Origin of the sequence: Staphylococcus sp. HMSC057A08, from assembly GCF_001812925.1 — a bacterium.
In the GTDB taxonomy this organism is placed as follows: domain Bacteria; phylum Bacillota; class Bacilli; order Staphylococcales; family Staphylococcaceae; genus Staphylococcus; species Staphylococcus hominis.
Genome location: NZ_KV810854.1, coordinates 15,196 through 37,144, shown reverse-complemented (window position 1 = coordinate 37,144; position 21,949 = coordinate 15,196). Strand labels below are relative to the sequence as shown.

Annotated in this window: 20 protein-coding genes; 7 read left to right on the top strand and 13 right to left on the bottom strand. The window is 30.9% G+C overall.

What is annotated here, in order from left to right; genetic code table 11:
• Window positions 1–181: 181 nt before the first annotated feature.
• The 3 genes from HMPREF2881_RS04770 to HMPREF2881_RS04760 are packed head-to-tail and all read right to left on the bottom strand — an operon-like array spanning window position 182 to window position 5,673.
• Window positions 182–3,385: a DNA polymerase III subunit alpha gene (locus HMPREF2881_RS04770; RefSeq protein ID WP_002487990.1), complete on the bottom strand. Its 3,204-nt coding sequence runs from the start codon at window positions 3,383–3,385 to the stop codon at window positions 182–184.
• 20 nt (window positions 3,386–3,405) lie between these two features.
• Entirely contained in the window at window positions 3,406–4,344 is a 939-nt protein-coding gene (locus HMPREF2881_RS04765) for a DHH family phosphoesterase (protein ID WP_070653671.1), read from the bottom strand.
• A 30-nt stretch (window positions 4,345–4,374) separates the two neighbouring features.
• Window positions 4,375–5,673 carry a DRTGG domain-containing protein gene (locus HMPREF2881_RS04760; protein ID WP_070653670.1) on the bottom strand — a complete coding sequence of 433 codons (1,299 nt, stop codon included), beginning with the start codon at window positions 5,671–5,673 and terminating at the stop codon, window positions 4,375–4,377.
• Window positions 5,674–5,889: 216 nt separating this feature from the next.
• Between HMPREF2881_RS04760 and HMPREF2881_RS04755 the strand changes: the two genes are divergently transcribed.
• A complete protein-coding gene (locus HMPREF2881_RS04755) occupies window positions 5,890–6,303 on the top strand; it encodes a universal stress protein (protein WP_002448952.1) in 414 nt (137 codons plus the stop codon).
• A 58-nt stretch (window positions 6,304–6,361) separates the two neighbouring features.
• On the opposite strand, the gene HMPREF2881_RS04750 is transcribed toward HMPREF2881_RS04755, so the two are convergent.
• Window positions 6,362–7,051 carry a metal-dependent hydrolase gene (locus HMPREF2881_RS04750; protein WP_002448970.1) on the bottom strand — a complete coding sequence of 230 codons (690 nt, stop codon included), beginning with the start codon at window positions 7,049–7,051 and terminating at the stop codon, window positions 6,362–6,364.
• Between the two features lie 129 nt (window positions 7,052–7,180).
• Here HMPREF2881_RS04750 and HMPREF2881_RS04745 point away from each other — a divergent pair, with 129 nt between their 5' ends.
• Complete coding sequence (locus tag HMPREF2881_RS04745) at window positions 7,181–8,236, top strand: M24 family metallopeptidase (RefSeq protein WP_002487977.1); 1,056 nt, start codon at window positions 7,181–7,183, stop codon at window positions 8,234–8,236.
• Between the two features lie 89 nt (window positions 8,237–8,325).
• Here the strand turns inward: HMPREF2881_RS04745 and ald are convergent, their stop codons facing one another.
• On the bottom strand, window positions 8,326–9,444 hold the full coding sequence (ald, locus tag HMPREF2881_RS04740; RefSeq protein WP_037555626.1) for an alanine dehydrogenase: 1,119 nt from the start codon (window positions 9,442–9,444) through the stop codon (window positions 8,326–8,328).
• Window positions 9,445–9,596: 152 nt separating this feature from the next.
• On the opposite strand from ald, the gene HMPREF2881_RS04735 reads away from it, so the two are divergent.
• Window positions 9,597–10,094 (top strand): universal stress protein, encoded by a 498-nt coding sequence (locus tag HMPREF2881_RS04735; RefSeq protein WP_002448964.1) that lies wholly within the window; start codon window positions 9,597–9,599, stop codon window positions 10,092–10,094.
• A gap of 181 nt (window positions 10,095–10,275) precedes the next feature.
• Here the strand turns inward: HMPREF2881_RS04735 and HMPREF2881_RS04730 are convergent, their stop codons facing one another.
• From HMPREF2881_RS04730 to ezrA, 7 genes are all read right to left on the bottom strand, one after another.
• Window positions 10,276–11,472 carry an acetate kinase gene (locus HMPREF2881_RS04730; RefSeq protein WP_002448289.1) on the bottom strand — a complete coding sequence of 399 codons (1,197 nt, stop codon included), beginning with the start codon at window positions 11,470–11,472 and terminating at the stop codon, window positions 10,276–10,278.
• An 82-nt stretch (window positions 11,473–11,554) separates the two neighbouring features.
• Window positions 11,555–12,502 (bottom strand): class I SAM-dependent methyltransferase, encoded by a 948-nt coding sequence (locus HMPREF2881_RS04725; RefSeq protein WP_002487979.1) that lies wholly within the window; start codon window positions 12,500–12,502, stop codon window positions 11,555–11,557.
• Window positions 12,503–12,625: 123 nt separating this feature from the next.
• On the bottom strand, window positions 12,626–13,120 hold the full coding sequence (gene tpx, locus HMPREF2881_RS04720) for a thiol peroxidase (protein WP_002448307.1): 495 nt from the start codon (window positions 13,118–13,120) through the stop codon (window positions 12,626–12,628).
• Between the two features lie 93 nt (window positions 13,121–13,213).
• Window positions 13,214–13,999 carry a sulfite exporter TauE/SafE family protein gene (locus tag HMPREF2881_RS04715; RefSeq protein WP_002448299.1) on the bottom strand — a complete coding sequence of 262 codons (786 nt, stop codon included), beginning with the start codon at window positions 13,997–13,999 and terminating at the stop codon, window positions 13,214–13,216.
• 30 nt (window positions 14,000–14,029) lie between these two features.
• The gene (thiI, locus tag HMPREF2881_RS04710) at window positions 14,030–15,253 is read right to left on the bottom strand and encodes a tRNA uracil 4-sulfurtransferase ThiI (protein WP_002455209.1); all 1,224 of its coding nucleotides are present in this window, start codon (window positions 15,251–15,253) and stop codon (window positions 14,030–14,032) included.
• A complete protein-coding gene (locus HMPREF2881_RS04705) occupies window positions 15,254–16,390 on the bottom strand; it encodes a cysteine desulfurase family protein (RefSeq protein WP_064207102.1) in 1,137 nt (378 codons plus the stop codon).
• Window positions 16,391–16,554: 164 nt separating this feature from the next.
• Window positions 16,555–18,249 (bottom strand): septation ring formation regulator EzrA, encoded by a 1,695-nt coding sequence (gene ezrA, locus HMPREF2881_RS04700; RefSeq protein ID WP_002448287.1) that lies wholly within the window; start codon window positions 18,247–18,249, stop codon window positions 16,555–16,557.
• Window positions 18,250–18,379: 130 nt separating this feature from the next.
• Between ezrA and HMPREF2881_RS04695 the strand changes: the two genes are divergently transcribed.
• Both HMPREF2881_RS04695 and rpsD read left to right on the top strand, forming a co-directional pair.
• Window positions 18,380–18,847, top strand: a complete 468-nt coding sequence (locus HMPREF2881_RS04695; protein ID WP_002487974.1) for a GAF domain-containing protein — start codon at window positions 18,380–18,382, stop codon at window positions 18,845–18,847.
• A 231-nt stretch (window positions 18,848–19,078) separates the two neighbouring features.
• Window positions 19,079–19,681 (top strand): 30S ribosomal protein S4, encoded by a 603-nt coding sequence (gene rpsD / locus HMPREF2881_RS04690; RefSeq protein ID WP_070653669.1) that lies wholly within the window; start codon window positions 19,079–19,081, stop codon window positions 19,679–19,681.
• Window positions 19,682–19,732: 51 nt separating this feature from the next.
• Here rpsD and HMPREF2881_RS04685 read toward each other — a convergent pair whose 3' ends face one another.
• Window positions 19,733–20,479 (bottom strand): glycerophosphodiester phosphodiesterase, encoded by a 747-nt coding sequence (locus tag HMPREF2881_RS04685; RefSeq protein WP_002448295.1) that lies wholly within the window; start codon window positions 20,477–20,479, stop codon window positions 19,733–19,735.
• 78 nt (window positions 20,480–20,557) lie between these two features.
• Here HMPREF2881_RS04685 and HMPREF2881_RS04680 point away from each other — a divergent pair, with 78 nt between their 5' ends.
• Together HMPREF2881_RS04680 and HMPREF2881_RS04675 are read left to right on the top strand one after the other, a co-directional pair.
• Window positions 20,558–21,007 carry an OsmC family protein gene (locus tag HMPREF2881_RS04680; RefSeq protein ID WP_002455206.1) on the top strand — a complete coding sequence of 150 codons (450 nt, stop codon included), beginning with the start codon at window positions 20,558–20,560 and terminating at the stop codon, window positions 21,005–21,007.
• A gap of 97 nt (window positions 21,008–21,104) precedes the next feature.
• Window positions 21,105–21,949, top strand: an 845-nt coding sequence (locus tag HMPREF2881_RS04675; protein ID WP_070653668.1) for a pyridoxal-phosphate-dependent aminotransferase family protein, incomplete at its 3' end; no start/stop codon positions are given.

Genomic DNA, 21,949 nt, shown 5'->3' with positions numbered 1-21,949 from the left:
TAATTGATTTATAATTAAATTACTTTTGAAAAGAGGGATTTTTGTAACAATTAAGTTCAATTTTAAAAATCTTTTTATATGCTACATGTTATTAAATCAAGAGATAAAAAAATCAATAAAATTATTAATTCTTCTTTATAACCATCAACTAACTATATCATAATTTTTTTGCATATAAAAGTTATATAATTCTGATGTCACTTGGCTTGAACATCTTTATAAACCTTTCGACTTGTTCCATTTCTTTTTGTAAAAATCCTAAAGATTGAGTTTGTTGTTGCATTTCATTAAATAAAACTACTTCTAAATCGTTATGTGTAGTCTGATCTATTAAAAATGATTTAATATCTTCTAATTGATTGACGTTTCTAATCACTATTTGTTTGGCTTGAGATAATTTGTTATTTTCAAAGTCGTTAATTGTATCCATATTTTGAATGATAATTTGTCTCTTTTGATTTCGTTCTTCAAATTTGCCATGAACGACTAGAATATCATTTTGTTGTTGAATCATTGTCTCATATTGTTTGTACTTATCTGGAAACAAAACACCATCAATAGTGGTTCTACCATCATCTAGAACTAAGAACGCCATATGTTGTCCAGTTTTTGTTCTTATTTGCTTAAATTGATTAACCTGAACAAGTATAGGTTGATAATCTAAACTATTCTTAATCGTAAAAATACCTAAATATTGTTTGATATAAAATAGTTTTTCAACTGGATGGTTAGAAATATAAAATCCTAAGTATTCTTTTTCATAAGCACTAATGATTTGATCACTGAATTCTTCTTTATCTTCATAGGATTGCTTTGGTGTTAACATATTAAATAAAAATTCATCTTGTTCAACATTCGAAACTTGATCGATAACTTCGTCAATTGTAGATAATAGTGTTGATCTAGTTTTACCAAATGAATCAAATGCGCCCACACATATTAATGCTTCTAACAATTTTCTAGTTTTAATTCTTTTAGGAATTCTTCTGGTGAAATCAAAAAAGTCTTTATACAATCCATTTTCAATTCGTTCGTCTACTATAGATTTGACGCTTTGATATCCGACACCTTTTATTGCGCCCAACGATAAATAAATATTTTTTTCTGTCGCTTTGTAAAACCAATGACTTTTATTAATATCTGGAGGTAAAATATTTAAACTTTGAGTTTTAGCTTCTTCTATTATTATTGCCGTTTTTGTTTCATTACCTATAACATTACTAAGAATATTCGCGTAGAAATAATTAGGATAATGCACTTTTAAATAAGCCATGATATATGCAATTTTAGAATAACTCACCGCATGAGCTCTAGGAAAACCATAATCCGCAAATTTTAATATTAGTTCGAAAATACGTTCACTAATTGATGCATCATAATTATTACTTACAGCCCCTTCAATAAAGTGTTGACGTTCACTTTCTAGGATAGCTCTATTTTTTTTACTCATTGCACGTCTTAATATATCTGCTTGACCATAACTAAAATTAGCGAATTGACTAGCAATTTGCATGATTTGTTCTTGATAAATAATGACGCCATATGTCTTCTTTAAAATAGGCTCCAAATCAGGATGTAAGTATTTAATGTCACTTTGACGATGTCTTCTTGATATGTATGTAGGTATTTCTTGCATTGGACCGGGTCTATACAATGATGTTACAGCAACAATATCTTCAAAGTGTTCAGGCTGTAATTCCATCAATACTTTTCTAACACCTTCTGATTCTAATTGAAATATACCTGTAGTGTTTCCTAGAGACAATAATTTAAATACTTTTTGATCATTAAAAGGGAGTCGTTCTATATCGATATCAATATTTAAATCTTTTTTTACTTGAGTGATAATTTGATGAATAATTGATAAATTTCTAAGACCAAGAAAATCAATTTTTAATAAACCTAATCGTTCTGCTTCAGTCATTGTCCATTGAGTCAATATACCTGTATCCCCCATTGTTAAAGGAGCAAAATGATACAATGGTTTATCATTAATAATTATTCCTGCAGCATGGGTAGATGTATGACGTGGTAAGCCCTCTAGTTTTTTACTAATTTCAAACCATTTTTCATGACGATAACTTTTATGAACAAATGCTTTAAATTTTTCATTTTGATAGGCTTCTTCTAGTGTAATACCTAATTGATGTGGGATTAAATTCGATATTTCATTTAACGTTTTTTCGTCAAAACCAATAATACGGCCTACATCTCTCGCTACAGCCCTTGCTAATAAGTGACCAAAAGTGACGATGCCCGATACGTGATATTGACCATACTTTTCTTGTACGTACTGAATCACTTTTTCTCTTCTCGTATCCTCAAAATCAATATCAATATCTGGCATAGTGACACGTTCTGGATTTAAAAAGCGCTCGAATAATAAATCAAATTTAATTGGATCAATAGTCGTGATACCTAATAAGTAACTAACTAAAGATCCTGCAGATGAACCACGTCCAGGTCCAACCATCACATCATGCGTTTTAGCAAAATGTATTAAGTCGCTCACTATCAAAAAATAATCTTCGAATCCCATATTCGTTATTATTGAATATTCATGATGTAATCGGTCAATATATCGCTGATCTTTATCTAATTTAAATTCTTTAAGATTATATTTTAACTTTTCTAAAAGATAGGATTTAGCACTTTGTTGATTGGGCGTTTTAAAGTTAGGCAATAGATTTTGATGGTATTGAATTTCTGCGTTACACTCATCAGCTAAAGCCTTTGTATTAGCTATTATTTTTTCAGACAACTGAAGTTCTTTAATATTTTCACTAGTTGGAAAATATTCATGAGCATCCTTGATATCATTTACTAAATCCAATTTTGTATTGTTTTTTATTGCTTTTAATGCAAGTATTGTATCTGCATCTTCAGGATTTAAATATCTTGCATTATTAAGAAAGACAATTTTATCGTCTGAAAAATCTAATTGACTTGTATGATTTATAAATACTGACTCATTATTCTTTAGTGTTTGAATTAACGATTGATGAGACGCATTAGCATCTTTAAAAACAATAGCAAGATGGTAACTATATTTTTGTAGCCATTTTAGGGGTATCGTAGTCTTTTGTTTCATATTAATTGCAGAAGAAAGTTGATACAGAGCATGGAGACCTTCATTATTCTTTGCGAATAATATGGTTTCAATTGTGCTAATTTCATCAGAAACCATTACAGTCATTCCAAATATTGGCTTAATTCCCTCATTAACACATGCGTCATAAAACTTAGGGAAGCCATATAATACGTTCGTATCCGTAATTGCAAGTGCTTGATATCCATTTGCTTTTGCCTTTGATACGACATCGTTAATTTTTAAACTTGAATATAATAAATCATATGTTGAATGAATATTCAAATGTACAAACATGTATGACTTCCTTTCGTAATTTATAGTTTTTGGCGCAAGGCTTCACCTAAAATCTCAAATTGTTCCCAATTTTCAACAGAGACTCCAGATGCATTTGGATGTCCTCCACCGCCAAATTGATTAGCTATATCATTGATAGTAATTCCTTTAGAACGTAATCGACATCTAATTTGATCACCTTCATCAACACCAAACATCCATATTTTTAGACCTTTGATATCCGCTACAGTGTTAACAAACTGAGATGCTTCGTTAGGTGCAATTTGAAATCTGTTTAGGACATCTTTAGTAATCTTTATTTGACAATATTGATGATTTTCACTTAATTGGAAATTTTGCAAAATATATCCTTGAAATGGCATAAGTTTTGGATCTTTCTCACCCAATTGATTTAATACATCATTATGATTAAATGGAAATTCTAGCAAACGACTAGCAACATTCATAGTATGTGGTGTGGTATTACTAAATAAAAAACGACCTGTGTCTCCGACAATTCCTAAATATAGAACACGTGCGACAGATTCATCGATAATATTAATATCATTAAAATGTGTAATAAAATCCAAAATAATTTCACTGGTTGAACTTGCATTGGTATCGACATAATTTATTCTGCCATATTGATCAGTAGCAGGATGGTGATCAATTTTAATTAAATCTTTGCCTTGATTAAATCTCTGATCATCAATACGAGGTGCATTTGCTGTGTCACAAACAATCACTAGAGCGTTTTGATATATATCATCTCTAACTCTGTCTAAGTCCCCTATAAATGCTAAAGAAGATTCTGGTTGTCCAACTGCATAAATAGACTTTTCTGGAAATTTACGTTGCAAATAATATTTTAAGCCTAACTGTGAACCATATGCATCTGGATCAGGTCGAACGTGTCTATGAATAATAACAGTTTCATATTTATCAATTTCATTCATTATTTTATTAAAAATTTCTACCATTTCTTTTCTCCTTTAATTTCAAAAACTATTTTAAATATCTTCAAACATTTGACATATGATCATTGCATTTGCAACTTTCTCATTTTTGCAAGTCATAGTGACCTCTAATTTAGCAAAATTTCTTCCTACATCTAACATGTTATACTTTACATCAAGCGTACTTTCAATTGCGACATTTTTAATATAAATAATATTCAAGCTTTCAATCATAACATCTACTTTTTTATACTTACGCAATTCATGTTTAATTGTTTCTTCAATAATTGCGACACATATTGCTTTACTCAACGTACCATATTGGTTGGTTAAAACTGGTGAAATTTTAACAGACGTCTCATTATGATTTATTGAGATGTGTTTGGCAATTTGATCGATAATGGTTTCTCCAATTTGAGGTTGTCTTCCAATTAATTGCATTGCTTTTAACACATCATTTCGTGTAATAACACCTATTGCTTTTTTATTTCTTGTTGTGACAGGTAAAATTTCAATTCCTTCCCAAATCATTATATGAGCACAACTCGCTACTGTAGTTGTTAATTCAACATTGATAGGTCGTCTTGTCATGACTTTATTCATCCTATCATCTTCGTTCATGTGAATAACTTCTTTACTCGTTACAATTCCCACAAGTTTCCAATCTTTATTTACTACTGGAAAACGAGAATGTCCTGTGACTTTTGCACGAGAAATATAGTCGTCTAAACCCATTTCATCGAACACTACCGTCATATCATTGATAGGTTTTACGATATCTTCAACAATAAGTATTTCTTTTCTTATCATTTGATTATACATGGCTCTATTAATGATATTAGCTACTAAAAATGTATCATAATTTGAAGAAATAATAGGTAGTTCTTGTTTATTTGTATAATCAATAATATTTTGAGCTGTACTAAATCCACCGGTAATAAGTATACCGCTTCCTCTTTTTAATGCTTCCATCTGAACTTCAGGACGGTTACCTACAATTAATAACGTTTGATTTCCAATATACTTTACTACATCTTTTAGTTCCATAGCTCCTATTGCAAATTTACTAACAGTTTTATTTAAACCACTTTTGCCACTTATGATGTCACCTTCAATAATATTCACAATTTCTTGAAAAGTAAGATGTTCAATTTGTTCACGACTCTTTTTATCTATCCGAACCGTACCTACTCTATCGATGGTAGTTACAAAGCCAAGTTGACTAGCATCTTTAATTGCTCTATAAGCAGTCCCTTCAGAAACATTCATTACTTTGGCTATTTTTCTAACTGAAATTTTTTGTCCTATATTTAATGATTCTATATAGGATACAATTTGTTCATGTTTAGTCATTTTCAACCCTCTTCATTTTTAGACAATGTCTAATATATTATAACTTTTTTATTTATAAAAATCGATTTGAATGTGACAAAAGTATCAAAAACTGATATATCGGTATCATTTTGTTTTTAATATATATAAATGAAGTTAATTTAAATAATAAAAATATAAATTTGATGGAAATATTAAATCACTAATTATATAATTAAATATAAGGAGGGATGACCTATGTATAAAAACATATTACTAGGTGTAGATACTCAATTAAAAAATGACAAAGCATTGAAAGAAATTTCAAAATTAGCTGGCCCAGATACCGTTGTTACAATCATGAATGCGATTGGTGAACAAGACATCCAAGCCTCTATTAAAGGAGGTACTCACATCGAACAATTGACACATCGTCGTGATCAAGGTCTTGAACACACACGTCATACTTTAGATGATTATGGTATTAATTATGATCAAATTATCGTTCGTGGAAATCCAAAAGAGGAATTAGTGAAACATGCAAATAGTGGTAAATATGACATTGTCGTATTAAGTAACCGTAAAGCTGAACAACAAAAGAAATTTGTTTTAGGTAGTGTTAGTCATAAAGTTGCTAAACGTGCTACTATCCCTGTTTTAATAGTTAAATAATTTTAATCTTATAAAAAAAGACGGTAAATGCTATATTTGCCGTCTTTTCTATATATCATTAAAATGTCACTTCATCACCAGGTTGTAAAATTTGTACTTCTCCTTGAGATACTGCTTCTTTAAATTTCTCTGGATCTTGTTCAATTAATGGGAATGTATTGTAATGAATAGGCACTGAAATTTTAGGTTTAATGAATTCATTTATTGCATAACTTGCATCTTCAATACCCATAGTAAAATTATCACCAATAGGAATAAAACATACATCTACCGGATGACGTTCAGCAATTAATTTCATATCGCTAAATAAACCAGTATCTCCTGCATGGTAAATCGTTTTACCTTCTGCTTCAATGATAACACCCATTGGCATACCCAAATAAATAGGTATTCCATCTTCATTAGTATAACTTGAACTGTGGAAGGCTTGAACAAATTTTACTGTACCGAAATCAAATTTGTATTTACCTCCAATATTCATACCATGTGCGTGTTCAATTCCATGATACGTTGTTAAATAGCCTTGGACTTCTGCAGAACCAATCACTGTAGCATGATTACGATTAGCTAATTCAACTACATCACCAAAATGATCACCATGTCCATGCGTTAAAATAATATAATCCACATCTAATGTCTGCTCATCTAAATCACTTTTATCATTACCAGAAATAAATGGATCAACAATTACTTTTTTACCATTACTTTCAAAATAAATCGTTGACTGTCCATGAAATGAAAGTTTCATATATAGAACCTCCTATATTTTAATATTATTATTATACCCTGATAATTATATTTATAACTTGAAACACTTTGAATTCATTTCTATTTAGACGTAAAATTAAATTGATTAAACTATAGGAGGATACGTATTATGATTAAAACAGATGAAATTATTGCAACATTAAAAGAAAAAAATGCTGATGCAGCATGGATTACTACTCCACTTAATATATTCTACTTTACAGGTTATAGAAGTGAACCTCATGAAAGATTGTTTGCGTTACTTATAACTTCAAATGGTGAATGCACATTATATTGTCCTAAAATGGAAGTTGAAGAAGTTAAGCATTCACCTTTTAATGGAAATATTGTTGGCTATTTAGATACTGAGAGTCCTTTCGATTTAGCACCCCATACATTTAATACTTTATTAATTGAAAGTGAACACCTCACTGTTAAACGTCAAAGAGAACTTACGAATAACTTTAACGTTAAAGCGTATGAAGATATCGATTTAACTATTACAAAGCTAAGAAATATTAAAGATGAAAATGAAGTTAAAAATATAAAAAAAGCAGCTGAACTTGCAGATAAATGTATAGATATTGGTGTTTCATTTTTATCTGAAGGCGTAACTGAAAGAGAAGTTGTAAATCATATTGAAAATGAAATTAAAAAATATGGTGTCAGTGAAATGAGTTTCGATACAATGGTACTATTTGGTGACCATGCTGCATCTCCACATGGTACACCTGGAGATCGAGCATTAGTTAAGAATGAATATGTACTATTTGATTTAGGTGTAGTCTATAATCATTATTGTAGTGACATGACAAGAACTGTAAAATTTGGTGAACCAAGTAAAGAAGCAAGAACAATTTATGATATTGTATTAAAAGCTGAACAAAGTGCTATTGAAGCAATTAAACCAGGTATCCCTTTACAAAATATTGATAAAATTGCTAGAGACATTATTTCAGAAGCGGGTTACGGTGATTTCTTCCCTCATCGATTGGGACATGGACTCGGCTTAGAAGAACATGAATATCAAGATGTATCAAGTACAAATACAAATTTACTTGAAGCAGGTATGGTGATTACAATTGAACCTGGCATTTATGTGCCTAATGTCGCTGGCGTCCGAATTGAAGATGATATTTTAGTCACTGATACTGGGTTTGAAGTACTTACACATTATAATAAGTAATTTAAAAGTTAAATCTCTCTTTTATATCAAAAAAGCGGAATAGACACTCATAAAGAATGCTATTCCGCTTTTTATTGAATTAATTTAGATTATTCTTTTAATGCATCTTCAATAGATGTATAAGTTAAATCAAAGGATTCTGCAACACCTTTATTAGTTACATAACCTTTATACGTATTTAAACCTAATGAAAGAGGCTCATTTGCTTTAAATGCCTCTTTATAACCTTTATTAGCAAGTAACTGTGCATAAGGTAAAGTAGCATTATTAAGAGCAATAGTAGAAGTACGTGGAACTGCGCCAGGCATATTCGCTACTGCATAATGTACAACACCATGTTTAACATAAGTTGGATCATCATGTGTCGTGATTTTATCAGTAGTTTCAAAGATACCACCTTGGTCAATAGCAATGTCGACTACTACTGAACCGTCTTTCATTTGTTTAATCATATCTTCAGTAACTAAACTTGGTGCTTTCGCTCCAGGAATTAATACTGCACCAATAACTAAGTCACTTTCTTTAACTGCATTTTCAATATTAAGTGGGTTAGACATTATTGTATTAACACGACCGTCAAACAAATCTTCTAATTCCGCTAAACGTTTAGGATTTACATCTAAAATAGTTACATCTGCACCTAATCCTAAAGCAATTTTAGCAGCATTTGTACCTGCTTGTCCGCCACCAATAATGGTAACTTTGCCTTTTGGTACACCTGGCACGCCACCAAGTAGAATACCCATTCCACCGTTAATTTTTTGTAAGAATTCTGCACCAATTTGAGCTGACATACGTCCTGCAACTTCACTCATTGGTGTTAATAAAGGTAAAGAACGATCTGGTAATTGAACTGTTTCGTAGGCAATACTTACTACTTTATTATCAACTAATGCTTGAGTAAGTTTTTCCTCATTAGCAAGATGCAAGTATGTGAATAAGATAAGACCTTCTCTGAAATATTTATATTCTTCCTCTAATGGTTCTTTTACTTTAATCACTATGTCTACATCCCAAGTTGTTTTTGCATCGTTAACTATTTCTGCACCAGCTTGTTTATAATCTTCGTCTTCAAAATATGAACCAGAACCTGCGTTTGTTTCTACAAGTACTGTATGTCCTTGTTCAACTAATGCATGTATACCACTTGGTGATAAACCTACTCTGTTCTCATTATTTTTTATTTCTTTTGGAATACCGATTTTCATTCCATTCACCTCCACTCCTTATAGTAACGCTAAATTAATGAAAGCGCAATCATCAAAGGTGCACAACGTCCACATAATTGTTGAATTATAAATATTAAATATTCAGAAATTTATGTTAAAATTGAATTAAGAAAAGTTAAGGGGGACTTAAGATGTTAACTTATAAAAATATTTTAATCGCAGTTGATGGTTCACATGAAGCAGAATGGGCTTTCAACAAAGCTTTAGACGTTGCTAAACGTAATGATGCTCAATTAACTATTGTTAATATTATCGATTCAAGAACTTACTCTTCTTATGAAGTGTACGATGCTCAATTCACAGAAAAATCTAAAGGTTTTTCTGATGAACTTTTAAAAGGCTATAAAGAAGTTGCTTCACGTGCTGGTGTTACAAATGTAGAAACTCGTCTAGAATTTGGCTCACCTAAAGCAATTATACCTAAAAAATTAGCAAATGAATTAGGTGTCGACTTAATAATGTGTGGTACTTCAGGATTAAATGCAGTAGAACGATTTATCGTTGGTTCTGTTTCAGAAGCAATCGTTCGTCATGCACCGTGTGACGTACTTGTCGTGCGTACTGAAGAAATTCCAGATGATTTCCAACCTGAAGTTGCAACTCCTGAATTTAGAAAACAATTTTCTTAATAAAGTAATGTATTTAAATAAAGAGGCCTAAGACATAAGGAATTGTCTCAGGTCTCTTTAATATGTTAGAGATACATCATCAGGGTAGGACAACAAATTCAACATGACTTTTGTCCTATTTCCCTGCTATGTTCTAAAAAAACGATGAGATAAGTTTAATCTCATCGTTTTTTAATATATCTTATAATTCACCGAATTTTACTGTGTCTCTTGCAATCATGACTTCTTCATTAGTTGGAACAACAATTACTTTAACTGGAGAGTGGGGATAATTTATGAAAGCTTCTTCACCGTGAGTAGATTCATTTTTCTTAGGATCCCAATAAACACCCATAAACTCTAAGCCTTCTAAAATTTTAGCACGTATTGGTGATGAATTTTCACCGACACCTGCTGTGAAGACAATAACATCAACGCCATGCATTCTAGCAGCATAAGAACCAATATATTTGTGAATTCTAGAAGCAAAAATATCTAAAGCAAGTTCAGCTCGTTCATCGCCATTTGCAGCTTCACCTAATAAATCACGTAAATCACTTGAAGTACCAGAGATACCTAATAATCCAGATTCTTTGTTTAAAACTGTTAAAACTTCATCAGCAGTTTTACCTGTTTTTTCCATAATAAATGGAATTAAAGCTGGATCAATATCTCCTGAGCGTGTACCCATTGTTACACCTGCTAATGGAGTGAAGCCCATTGATGTATCGATAGATTTCCCACCATCAATTGCAGCAATTGACGCACCATTACCAATATGACAAGAAATAATACGTAATTCTTCAATAGGTTTTTCTAAAATATCAGCCGCACGTCGTGATACATATTTATGGCTTGTACCATGGAAACCATATTTACGAATACCAAAATCTTCGTAATAGTTATATGGTAAACTATACAAATAAGAACTTTCTGGCATAGTTTGATGGAATGAAGTATCAAAAACTACAACATGTGGAATATTAGGTAATAACTTTCTAAAGGCACGAACTCCCATTAAGTTTGCAGGATTATGTAATGGCGCTAATTCACTTAATGACTCAATTTTTTCTTCTACTTCATCAGTGACTAAAGCAGATTTAGGGAATAATTCTCCACCATGAACAACGCGATGCCCTGTACCAGCAATATCATTAATATCATTAATAATACCATGTTTTTTGAAGCTATCTAACATGATATTAATTGCTTCTTCATGATCTTTAATATCTTTAACTCTTTTTATTTTTTCACCATTTACTTCAATAGTAAATATTGAATCTTTAATACCAATACGCTCAATTAAGCCCTTTGTAACTAATTCTTCTTCAGGCATTCTGATAAGTTGGAACTTTAAAGAAGAACTTCCCGCATTAATCGCTAAAACTAATTTAGACATGATTCATTGTCCTCCAATTTATATATTAAATATCCATATCTATTTAACCACTAATACAGAAGTAATTCAAGAATATCACAGTTTATTTTTGTGAATGATTTGCGTCCATCCATTCATTTAATTCGTTAATAAAACCATGGAATTGATTAGGATTTTTAAAATCCGGAATATTAGCTAATAACACTTCTACAGGCTTAGTTTCATTTGCTTTTTTCTTTTGTAGTATTAAAATTGATTTACGTGCATTTTCATTTTTAAACAATGTTTTAGGAAGGTTTAAAAATGCTTGCATTTCAGTTTCTGTAGTAATAAAATTTTGTAGCTGTTTCACATGTTCATCTTCAAAAATATTACTAGGTACTACTAAAAAAGCATAGCCACTTTGTTTTAAAGCATAGACAGCTTGTTCGATAAGTAAAAAGTGTGAATAACTATGACCTTCTTCAAATCCAAGTTTCATTTCTTTACTACGCCCATCTAAAGGATAATATCCAATAGGAAAATCTCCAATAACAACATCAGCTTCTTCCAATGGTAATGGCATAATTGCATCTTGAGGATACACATCGAATGGTATTTCTAAAAAATTCGCTAGATGCACACTAACTCTCGATAAAACAGGATCTACTTCAATTAAGTGATGCATAACTTCGCTATCTTTTAATACTTCATTCACTGTAGCGCTTAAATGACCTGCTCCACTTGCAATATCAACAATCTGTAATTCTTTATTATTTTCTGTAAATTTTTGTACTAAAAAACCTAAAATCAAACCAATAGAATCTGGTGTAATTTGATGATTTGCTTGAATATTTTCTTCTTGTAATAAGCTCAAGTAAGCAAATTGAAATGCTTTTCGACGATCTTGGAACGTTGCTTGTTCTAACAGTGTACGTTGATTACGATATACATCTTCCATTGCTAAACCTAAATTTTCTATAAAGCTTTGACCATTTTCTTCATTTAACGACTTAGCTTTATCATCTAAAGTTCGGAATAATCTTTCCATAATAGTTTGTTCTTCTGCCATATTCAATTCCTTTCCAATAAAAAAATGTCCATAATGCAAATGTCTTAAAACGAAATCATTCATTTTAAAATACATATGGACAATATTAGTATTATATCTTTAATTTAATCGTTTAGTAGTGACTTAAATATTACGATATGCTTCTAAAGCAGCCTCAAAATTTGGAAAATCAGTACCTTCTTGAACTAACTCTTTATAAACTACATGATTGTTTTCATCTAATACGAAAACAGAACGAGCTAATAATCTCATTTCTTTCATAACAACACCATAATGTTCACCAAATGATAAATCTTTATGGTCACTTAACGTAATTACATTTTCTAGACCATTTGATGCACACCATCTTTTTTGAGCGAAAGGTAAATCCGCTGAAATTGTAAGTACTACACCATTTTCTTGAGAAGCCTCTTCATTAAATTTGCGAGTTTGTTGATCACATACACCAGTATCAATAGAAGGAACGACACTAATCAATTTCTTTTGCCCTTTAAAATTATCTAAAGTAACTTCATTTAAACTATTATCCAAAACTTTAAAATTAGGAGCCACATCTCCTTTTGAAACCTCAGTTCCTTCTAAATGTATAGGGTTATTTTTAAAAGTAATTTCTGTCATATTATATGACCTCCCATTAGTTATTTAAATTATAGTTTAATGATACGATAGTATTTAAACTTATTTCAATCATTTAAAACGCTAACTATTATTTTAATTTGAAATGATTTGCATAATATAATCAAAGGTATTTTTTAAAATGAGTAAAATGGTGACTATTATAAATACAATTTTGACATATCCTACACCTTTTTTGATTGCAAAATGTGCACCAGTATACGACCCAATCACCATACTAACTGCCATAATTAATCCATATGTTATATTTACTTGGCCAAGAATAATAAATAATGTTAATGCACCAACGTTTGAAGCAAAGTTTAATACTTTTGCATTTCCAGCTGCACTTAAAAAATCAAATCCAAACATTAATAATACAAATAACATAAATGATCCAGTACCACCGCCTAAGAATCCGTCATAAAATCCAATTAAAAGCAGGAGTGATATAAAGGCAATCGCTTTACTAATAGTAAGTTTAGAAAACGTTCTGACATTACCCCATTCTTTCTTAAAAATGGTGTAAATTAAAACAAGTGTCAATATGACTATAACGAGTGGTTTCAAAACTTCTGATGGTAAGAAAGTTGCTAAACTTGCTCCACCAACTGCAAATATAAATACAAACGGAAATAGTCTAAATGCTATTTTTTTATCCACATTTCCAGATTTTAAAAATTTGATTGCACTCGTTAATGAGCCAAACGCACTCGCTAATTTATTTGTACCTAATGCTAATGATGGCGGCATTCCTATAGCTAAGAGTGCAGGAATTGATATTAAGCCACCGCCACCCACAACAGCATCTATAAATGCTGCCAAGAAACCAAAACTAATAATAATGAAAATAATATGAAAACTTAGTTCAATAACGCCCACCTCTTATTAAATGACTTTACTACTTTCATATTAAAATAATTCATCAATGAGTGCATCAGTATGTTTATCTTTTTCAGTTTTATAATCTTTATTAATCTCTATTGTTTCTACATTGTCTGCTGCTTCTTGGACAAGATCATCAAAATTAAACACACTTTCATATTTAACAACTTTATCAAAATCTGGTTCAGTTACAGGGTTTTCAGGCGTGAAAATCGTACAGCAATCCTCATAAGGTTGTATTGAAACTTCAAATGTTCCTATTTCTTTTGCTTTTTTAATAATATCTTCTTTATCTAAAGAAATAAGTGGTCTTAAAATAGGAGTAGATGTAACATCATTGATTGCGTACATACTCTTTAATGTTTGACTAGCTACTTGACCTAAATTTTCACCATTTACGATAGCATTCGCTCCAATACGTTCTAAGATAATATCTGTCACTCGTAACATCATGCGTCTAGTAGATGTCATGGTATATCGTGGATGCACAGACTTATTGATTTGTTTTTGAAGTGCTGTGAAAGGAACAATGTGTAATTTAATTGGTCCTACACGTTCAGATAGTATGCGTGTCAATTCAATCACTTTGTCTTTCGCTTTTTCACTTGTAAATGGTGGACTGTGAAAATGAATAGCTTCTATTTTTACTCCACGTTTCATAATTTCCATACCAGCTACTGGTGAATCAATTCCACCTGACAACTGAAGAAGTGTTTTACCACCTGTACCGGTAGGTAATCCGCCAGCACCATTGATAACTTTAGTATAGATATACACGCCTTTTTTACGTACTTCTACTTTAATATTATGTGTCGGACGTTTAACATCTACTTTTAAATGATCAACTGCTTTTAAAATGGCGCCACCTAGTTCTCTTTGTAGTTGATACGTATCTAATGAAAATGATTTATCTACACGTTTTACATCAACTTTAAAAGTATCTCCATTTGCAAAGTCTTTAGCTAACGAAATACAAAGTTGTTTCATATCTTCAAGATTTTGTGTTGTTTTAAATACTGGACTAATAGATTTTATGCCAAATATCTTTGTTAAACGATTTATGACTTCATTAACATTTACGTCCTCAAAAAGCGAGATAAACATGCGATCTCTCTCACATTTAACCTGTGTACCTTCTAATGAACGTAATGATTGAATAACATTTTCTTTTAATACATTTGTGAATCTTCTTCTATTTGTTCCTTTTAACGTAAGTTCTCCATATCTAACCAAAATATGATCATATTTCATTTATTTCAACAACTCCTTTATTTGAGCATAGATTAATTCAAGTTTATCTTTAAATTGTTCGATATCTTTTTCTGTTGTCGTTTCACCCATGGATAAGCGAACACTTCCCTCTATTCTGTTATCCTTAATACCCATTGCTAACAAAACTTCATTTAATTTTTCTCTTTTAGACGAACATGCACTTGTAGTCGATACCATAATATCCAATTTTGAGAATGCATTAACAAGCACTTCTCCTTTTACTCCTGGAAAAGCGATATTTAAAATATGCGGAGCACTATTTTCTGGAGAATTAATATACATTCCCTTATATTGACCTAAACATTCTCTAATTACTTTATTATAGCGTGATAGACGATGATTAAGCTCATTTAAATTTTGAATTGCAATTTCCATTGCTTTCACAAGTGAAACATTCATTGCTAAATTTACAGTGCCACTTCTAATTCCATATTCTTGGCCACCGCCAAATATTGTCGGTTCAATTTTTTCCTTATTATCGATAATTAATATGCCTTGACCTTTTAAACCATTAAATTTATGACCACTAAAACTAATACTATTTACATCCTCTAATTGCATTGGAATTTTCCCTAAAGCCTGTACGCCATCTACGTGAAAATGTGCCTTAGGATATTGTTTTAATAATGATCCTATTTCTTTTATCGGTTGTATTTGTCCCATAACATTATTGACATACATACATGTAACTAAGCCCACATTATCCGTCATTAATTGTTCTAAATGATTAATATCTATTTGACCATTTGGAGTCACATTCACATATTTCAATATAAATCCTTGTGTTTCTAAATAACGCATCACTTCTAATACTGATGGATGTTCTAAGACTGAGGTAATGATTACATTCGCAAACTGTTTTTTTCTTAATGCAATACCTTTGAGTGCAATATTATTAGACTCAGTAGCACCACTTGTGAAAATGATATCAGCATTTTTATTGAGGTTTAACATCTCTTTTACACGCGACTTAGCCTGTAATAATATTTTTTCTGATTGTAAACCCATTTGATGAGGACTATTAACATTATAATAAGCTTTCTCACTTACTTTTAGAAATGAATCTAAAACCGCTTGGTTCGGTTTTGTTGTGGCAGCATTGTCTAAATAAATCATATATATAGAACACTCACTTTCATCAATAACATATCTAAAACATATTTTAACTTTCTCGACTTAAAAATAGACACTCAAGCATTATACTATTTTTTTTTAAAAATAAAAGAGAATAACCTAGAAATATGTGGATGTCTAGGTCATTCTCTAACTATAAAAATGTATTATCCTTTAATTACTTCATTTTCAATATGTTTTGTTATACCAGGTTCTACACTTTCAAGTGCTTGCTCTGATACTTCAATTGAGCGTTTATAACGGTTATTTTTAAATAAACGTTCTGCTTCGTTTAAGCTTTTATCTACAGTATGATGATCTTTACGATATCTATTTCCATATTGAATTAATCGTTCTGCATAGACTGCATTGACTAATATATCATTCGCTTCATCTTCAAACGTATTCATTTGAATTACGATTTTTGAAACTTTATCTTTAAGTTGTTTAACATGAAGCGGACGTTCGTTAAATTGTTCGCTGACCGCTCTTACTTCATGGTCGATTTCATTTTTCATAATAACAAATCGCTCTGGAACACTTGTTAAGTTTGAAGCAAGAAGTCGACGATAAATCTCTTCTTTTTTCGATTGAATTTTTAATAGATTATCTTCAGCCTCAGCTTCATCTTCTCTAAGTTGAATCAGATGATTTTGTAATTTTTCTTGTTCTTCATTAATCACTTTTACATGTTCATCTAAGTATTCTAAATTATCTTTTACTTCACTATATCTCACAGCAGATTTAGACATTTCTTTTAGAATATCATCATATACTACAACTAGATTTTGAATTTCATTTTCATGTTGTCTAATACTATGAACATCACTTTCATTAATGAAATAGTTTTCTCGAATATAGTCGATTTCTGTTCTAAGCGTATAATTCATTTCTCTCGCTTTGAATAATTCATTTGTAATATCTTCTTTTGTTTCTTCAACTTCATTTTTAGCTTTTACTTCATGCTCAATTAAATCATACATTTCATCAAGCTTATCATTAATTTGTTGCAATTTATCATTAGCTTCCTGTAATTCAAGACGACTAATCATAGGTTCTACAAAATTTAATTCAGTTTTTAAGCTTTGTAATGTACCATCAATTTTTACATGATCCAAGTCATAACCATTTACTTTTAAATCTCTACAACCATATTTTAAATCTTGGAATTGTCCGGGTAACTCTTTTTGAGTTTCTCTAATTAAATCTGGAATTTCATCCATGTATTCTTTTGTTTCATTAATAGATTCATTTAATCCATTAATATGATTATGAGCTTGTACATAGTTACCTTCTTCTTTCAGCATGTCATACTGATCAAGTTCTGGTTCAAAAGCCTCAATACGTTTTTCAAGAGGAGCTGCCGCTTCTCCAAATTGATGTCTATTTGCTAAAACATCTCTTTTCATTTCACGATAATCTGTTTTACATTTTTCATAGATTGCTTCGTTATCTTTATGTAGAGAAAGAATTTCATTTACTTCATCTACTTGTGACTGATAACCAGCTTCATATCTATCCATTAATTCATGAGCATCATCAATTTCAGTTTGAGCTCCTGCAAATTGGAATTTATCAAGTTGAAGCTCAGCGTCATGAATTTTTTCTTCTACTGGTGCTAAATAGTTATTAGTGTGATCTAATGTGTTTTGTTTTAACGCGTCATATTTTGTTCTCGTTTCACCTTTAAGATTTAAAGCTGATAACTTTTCTAAATTATCTTCAAAAGGTAACTGTTGAACTTTTAATTTACGTTCTTCTGCTTGCTCAACTATTTTACGTTTGTTAGAACGTAAATAAAACATAATACCGACAGCAATCAATATAATAATAATAATTGCTAATATAATGTATAAAACCATCTCATTCTCCTCCTATATTATCATTATTATAACGTATCTTATCTCGTCATTAAAATAAAATTCAAAGAATTGATTGAAAAATTTTTTACATTTATACTAATAATCAAAATATTGATAGAGAGGTTTTTATATGCCGACAATTAAAGAAACAAATTACAACTTATTAGGTAAACAACTTGCAAGTCTTATTGAAGATGAAACAAATCTAATCGCAATTTTAAGTAATACTTCAGCTTTACTCAATGACAATTTAGATCAAATCAATTGGTTAGGATTTTATTTAATTGAAAATAATGAACTTATTTTAGGTCCTTTCCAAGGCCATCCTGCTTGTATACATATCTCTATAGGAAAAGGTGTATGTGGAACTGCTGTTGCAAATAACCAAACACAACTTGTAGATGATGTAAATACATTTCCTGGTCACATCGCTTGCGATGCTAATAGTAAATCTGAAATTGTCGTTCCAATTCATGTTAATAATGAAATCATCGGCGTGTTAGATATAGATGCACCTATTACGCAACGATTTAGTAAAGACGATCAACAAGGACTTGAAGAAATCGTTTCTATCTTAGAACACCAATTATCAAAATAATAAATTTAAATGATTCCTTGACACTTTAAAAAATAATGGTACAATGAATTTTGTGTGAATTAACGAAAATAGCAGTTGTATATTATTAAGCTCTATGTTGTTCCCGATGTGGACGTGTCGCGTAACTGTAGCTATAAGGTGAAGACACATAAAACAATATATCTTAATGAGCATATAACACTCTTTTTTGTTTATTCATTCCAACAAAAAAGAAAAAGGAGGAGTCTTATTATGGCTCGATTCAGAGGTTCTAACTGGAAAAAATCTCGTCGTTTAGGTATCTCATTAAGTGGTACTGGTAAAGAATTAGAAAAACGTCCTTACGCACCAGGACAACATGGTCCAAACCAACGTAAAAAATTATCAGAATATGGTTTACAATTACGTGAAAAACAAAAATTACGTTATTTATATGGAATAACTGAAAGACAATTCCGTAACACATTTGATATTGCTGGTAAACAACACGGTGTACACGGTGAAAACTTCATGATTTTATTAGCTAGCCGTTTAGATGCAGTAGTTTACTCATTAGGTTTAGCACGTACACGTCGTCAAGCTCGTCAATTAGTTGGTCATGGTCATATTGAAGTTGATGGTAAACGTGTTGACATCCCATCATACGCTTTAAAACCTGGTCAAGTTATCTCAGTTCGTGAAAAATCACAAAACTTTGATATCATTAAAGAATCTGTTGAAATTAACAATTTCGTACCAGAATATTTAGATTTCGATGCTGACAGCTTAAAAGGTACTTTCGTTCGCTTACCAGAACGTAGTGAATTACCAGCTGAAATTAATGAACAATTAATCGTTGAGTACTACTCAAGATAAGTTGATTAATATTTTACCACCCTTTCCATTTTGGTCAGGGTGGTTTTTTATTTATAGTTTAAATATATCATCTGGTATATCTGAAATAATCCCATCTACTCCTAAATGAATCAATTTCTTCACATCTTTCACGTTATTTACTGTATAAGGTATTACTTTAAGATGATGTTCATGAGCACGCTTGATAAATTTTTTATTTATTAATTTATAATTAGGATTTATAAATTGTGCAAAAGAAGCTATATTTTCATAATCAGGTTGTTTGTACCAGTATTGCTTTTTACTTATTAAAACACCTAGTGCATATTTCTTTGTGTATTCAGACATTTTTTTAACACTTTCCACATCAAATGACTGAATAACGACTCTATGAGAGGGAATTTGAAATTTATCTAGTTCCTCAAGTAACGCTTTTTCAATGCCAGGATACTGTTCTGGTTTTTTTATTTCAATAAGTAATGTTTTAGAATACTTTTTAAATAAAGAAAGTACTTCGCTAAAAGTAGAAATACAGGTATTTTTAAAAGATTCACCATGTTTGATTCCAAAATCAAATTGTTTTAATTCTTCTAAAGTAAAATCTTTTACTTTACCCTTTTGATTCGATGTGCGATCAATGGAGTCGTCATGAATGACTACTAATTGTTTATCTTTTGTAAAATGTACATCAATTTCTAACATATCAATATGTTGCATAAGGGCTGCTTTAAAACCTTCCAACGTATTTTCAGGATATTTCTGCGATAATCCACGGTGTGCAACGATTTGAAATGATGTATTAGGCTTTTGTATTTTCATTTTTAAACACCATCCTTTAAATTAGTTATATGTTCAACTACACTTAAATTACCATAATGATATAGGAGGTCAATAATAATGGTTAAACACGATTTTGTAGTTCATACGTCATGGCGTGGGGGTCGTGAAGAAATCGGTAAAGTTAAAGGCGATGTAATTTCTGAGCAAATTTCTATTCCCTCTTCACTTGGGGGTAATGGAACTGGGACAAATCCCGATGAAATGTTAGTTGCAGCAGCCTCCTCATGTTATATTATCTCTTTAGCTGCTACACTTGAACGAGCTAAATTTACTCATATTCATTTAGAAATTAAGTCAATTGGGAGTGCAGTTTTTGAAAATGGAAAATTTAAAATGGAAAAAATCACTCATTATCCAACAATATCTCTTACAGAAGAAGAAAAAACGCGTCTTAATAAACGACTTCCTAAACTATTAGATATTGCTGATCATCATTGTATGATATCTAACTCAATTCGAAACAACGTTAAAATAGAAATTCAAGCAACCATTCAAGATGAGAACTAAAAGCGGTCAATTAAACTGCCGCTTTTTATTTTAGACTTTTAAAATTTCAGAATATTTGGTAAAATTAAAAAATCTTATATCAGGAGGAAGATTTACGATGTATTATTACGAACCTTTATTATTAACACCTGGACCAACCCCTGTACCTGATGAAATCACACATGCACTTAATTTATCAATGATAGGTCATCGTTCTTCAGATTTTGAAGCTGTCGCAGAAGAAGCATTTAATCATTTAAAACCTATGTTTGGAACTAAAAACAAAGTAATGATCCTTACTTCAAGCGGTACTAGTGTTTTAGAAGCTAGTATGTTAAATATAGTCAATCCTGAGGACCATTTTGTAGTCATTGTATCAGGTGCATTTGGTAATCGTTTTAAACAAATCGCGGAAACATATTATAAGAATGTACATGTTTATGATGTTGAATGGGGAAAAGCTGTCGACATTGAAGCATTTGAAACATATTTACATTCACTTAATCATGATATTACTGCTGTATTCACTCAATTTTGCGAAACTTCTACTGCTGTACTTCACCCTATACACGAATTAGGAAAAGTAATTAAAGCATTCAATCAAGACATTTACTTCGTTGTCGATGGCGTAAGTTGTATTGGTGCCGTTGATGTCGATTTAGAAAGAGACAATATTGATGTACTCGTGTCAGGTAGCCAGAAAGCTTTAATGTTACCGCCTGGTCTATCTTTTGTTGCTTATAATCATCGTGCACAAGAGCGATTTAAAGTAGTTAAAACACCACGTTTTTATTTAAATTTAAATAAGTACTTTGATTCTATTGAACAAAATTCTACTCCATTCACACCAAATGTTGGATTATTTAGAGCGGTTAACGCTTATGCTGCACTTATTAAAAAAGAAGGATTTAACAATACCATTCACAGACATTATTTGATTAGAGATGGTTTAAGAGAAAGTTT

Bases quoted from the DNA above. Each gene is read 5' to 3' on its own strand.
- rpsD (WP_070653669.1), top strand. From the start codon at position 19,079: ATGGCTCGATTCAGAGGTTCTAACTGGAAAAAATCTCGTCGTTTAGGT.
- HMPREF2881_RS04730 (WP_002448289.1), bottom strand. From the start codon at position 11,472: ATGTCTAAATTAGTTTTAGCGATTAATGCGGGAAGTTCTTCTTTAAAG.
- HMPREF2881_RS04735 (WP_002448964.1), top strand. From the start codon at position 9,597: ATGTTAACTTATAAAAATATTTTAATCGCAGTTGATGGTTCACATGAA.
- HMPREF2881_RS04685 (WP_002448295.1), bottom strand. From the start codon at position 20,479: ATGAAAATACAAAAGCCTAATACATCATTTCAAATCGTTGCACACCGT.
- HMPREF2881_RS04695 (WP_002487974.1), top strand. From the start codon at position 18,380: ATGCCGACAATTAAAGAAACAAATTACAACTTATTAGGTAAACAACTT.
- HMPREF2881_RS04755 (WP_002448952.1), top strand. From the start codon at position 5,890: ATGTATAAAAACATATTACTAGGTGTAGATACTCAATTAAAAAATGAC.
- HMPREF2881_RS04770 (WP_002487990.1), bottom strand. From the start codon at position 3,385: ATGTTTGTACATTTGAATATTCATTCAACATATGATTTATTATATTCA.
- HMPREF2881_RS04680 (WP_002455206.1), top strand. From the start codon at position 20,558: ATGGTTAAACACGATTTTGTAGTTCATACGTCATGGCGTGGGGGTCGT.
- HMPREF2881_RS04765 (WP_070653671.1), bottom strand. From the start codon at position 4,344: ATGGTAGAAATTTTTAATAAAATAATGAATGAAATTGATAAATATGAA.
- HMPREF2881_RS04725 (WP_002487979.1), bottom strand. From the start codon at position 12,502: ATGGCAGAAGAACAAACTATTATGGAAAGATTATTCCGAACTTTAGAT.
- ezrA (WP_002448287.1), bottom strand. From the start codon at position 18,249: ATGGTTTTATACATTATATTAGCAATTATTATTATTATATTGATTGCT.
- HMPREF2881_RS04745 (WP_002487977.1), top strand. From the start codon at position 7,181: ATGATTAAAACAGATGAAATTATTGCAACATTAAAAGAAAAAAATGCT.
- HMPREF2881_RS04760 (WP_070653670.1), bottom strand. From the start codon at position 5,673: ATGACTAAACATGAACAAATTGTATCCTATATAGAATCATTAAATATA.
- ald (WP_037555626.1), bottom strand. From the start codon at position 9,444: ATGAAAATCGGTATTCCAAAAGAAATAAAAAATAATGAGAACAGAGTA.
- HMPREF2881_RS04705 (WP_064207102.1), bottom strand. From the start codon at position 16,390: ATGATTTATTTAGACAATGCTGCCACAACAAAACCGAACCAAGCGGTT.
- tpx (WP_002448307.1), bottom strand. From the start codon at position 13,120: ATGACAGAAATTACTTTTAAAAATAACCCTATACATTTAGAAGGAACT.
- HMPREF2881_RS04750 (WP_002448970.1), bottom strand. From the start codon at position 7,051: ATGAAACTTTCATTTCATGGACAGTCAACGATTTATTTTGAAAGTAAT.
- thiI (WP_002455209.1), bottom strand. From the start codon at position 15,253: ATGAAATATGATCATATTTTGGTTAGATATGGAGAACTTACGTTAAAA.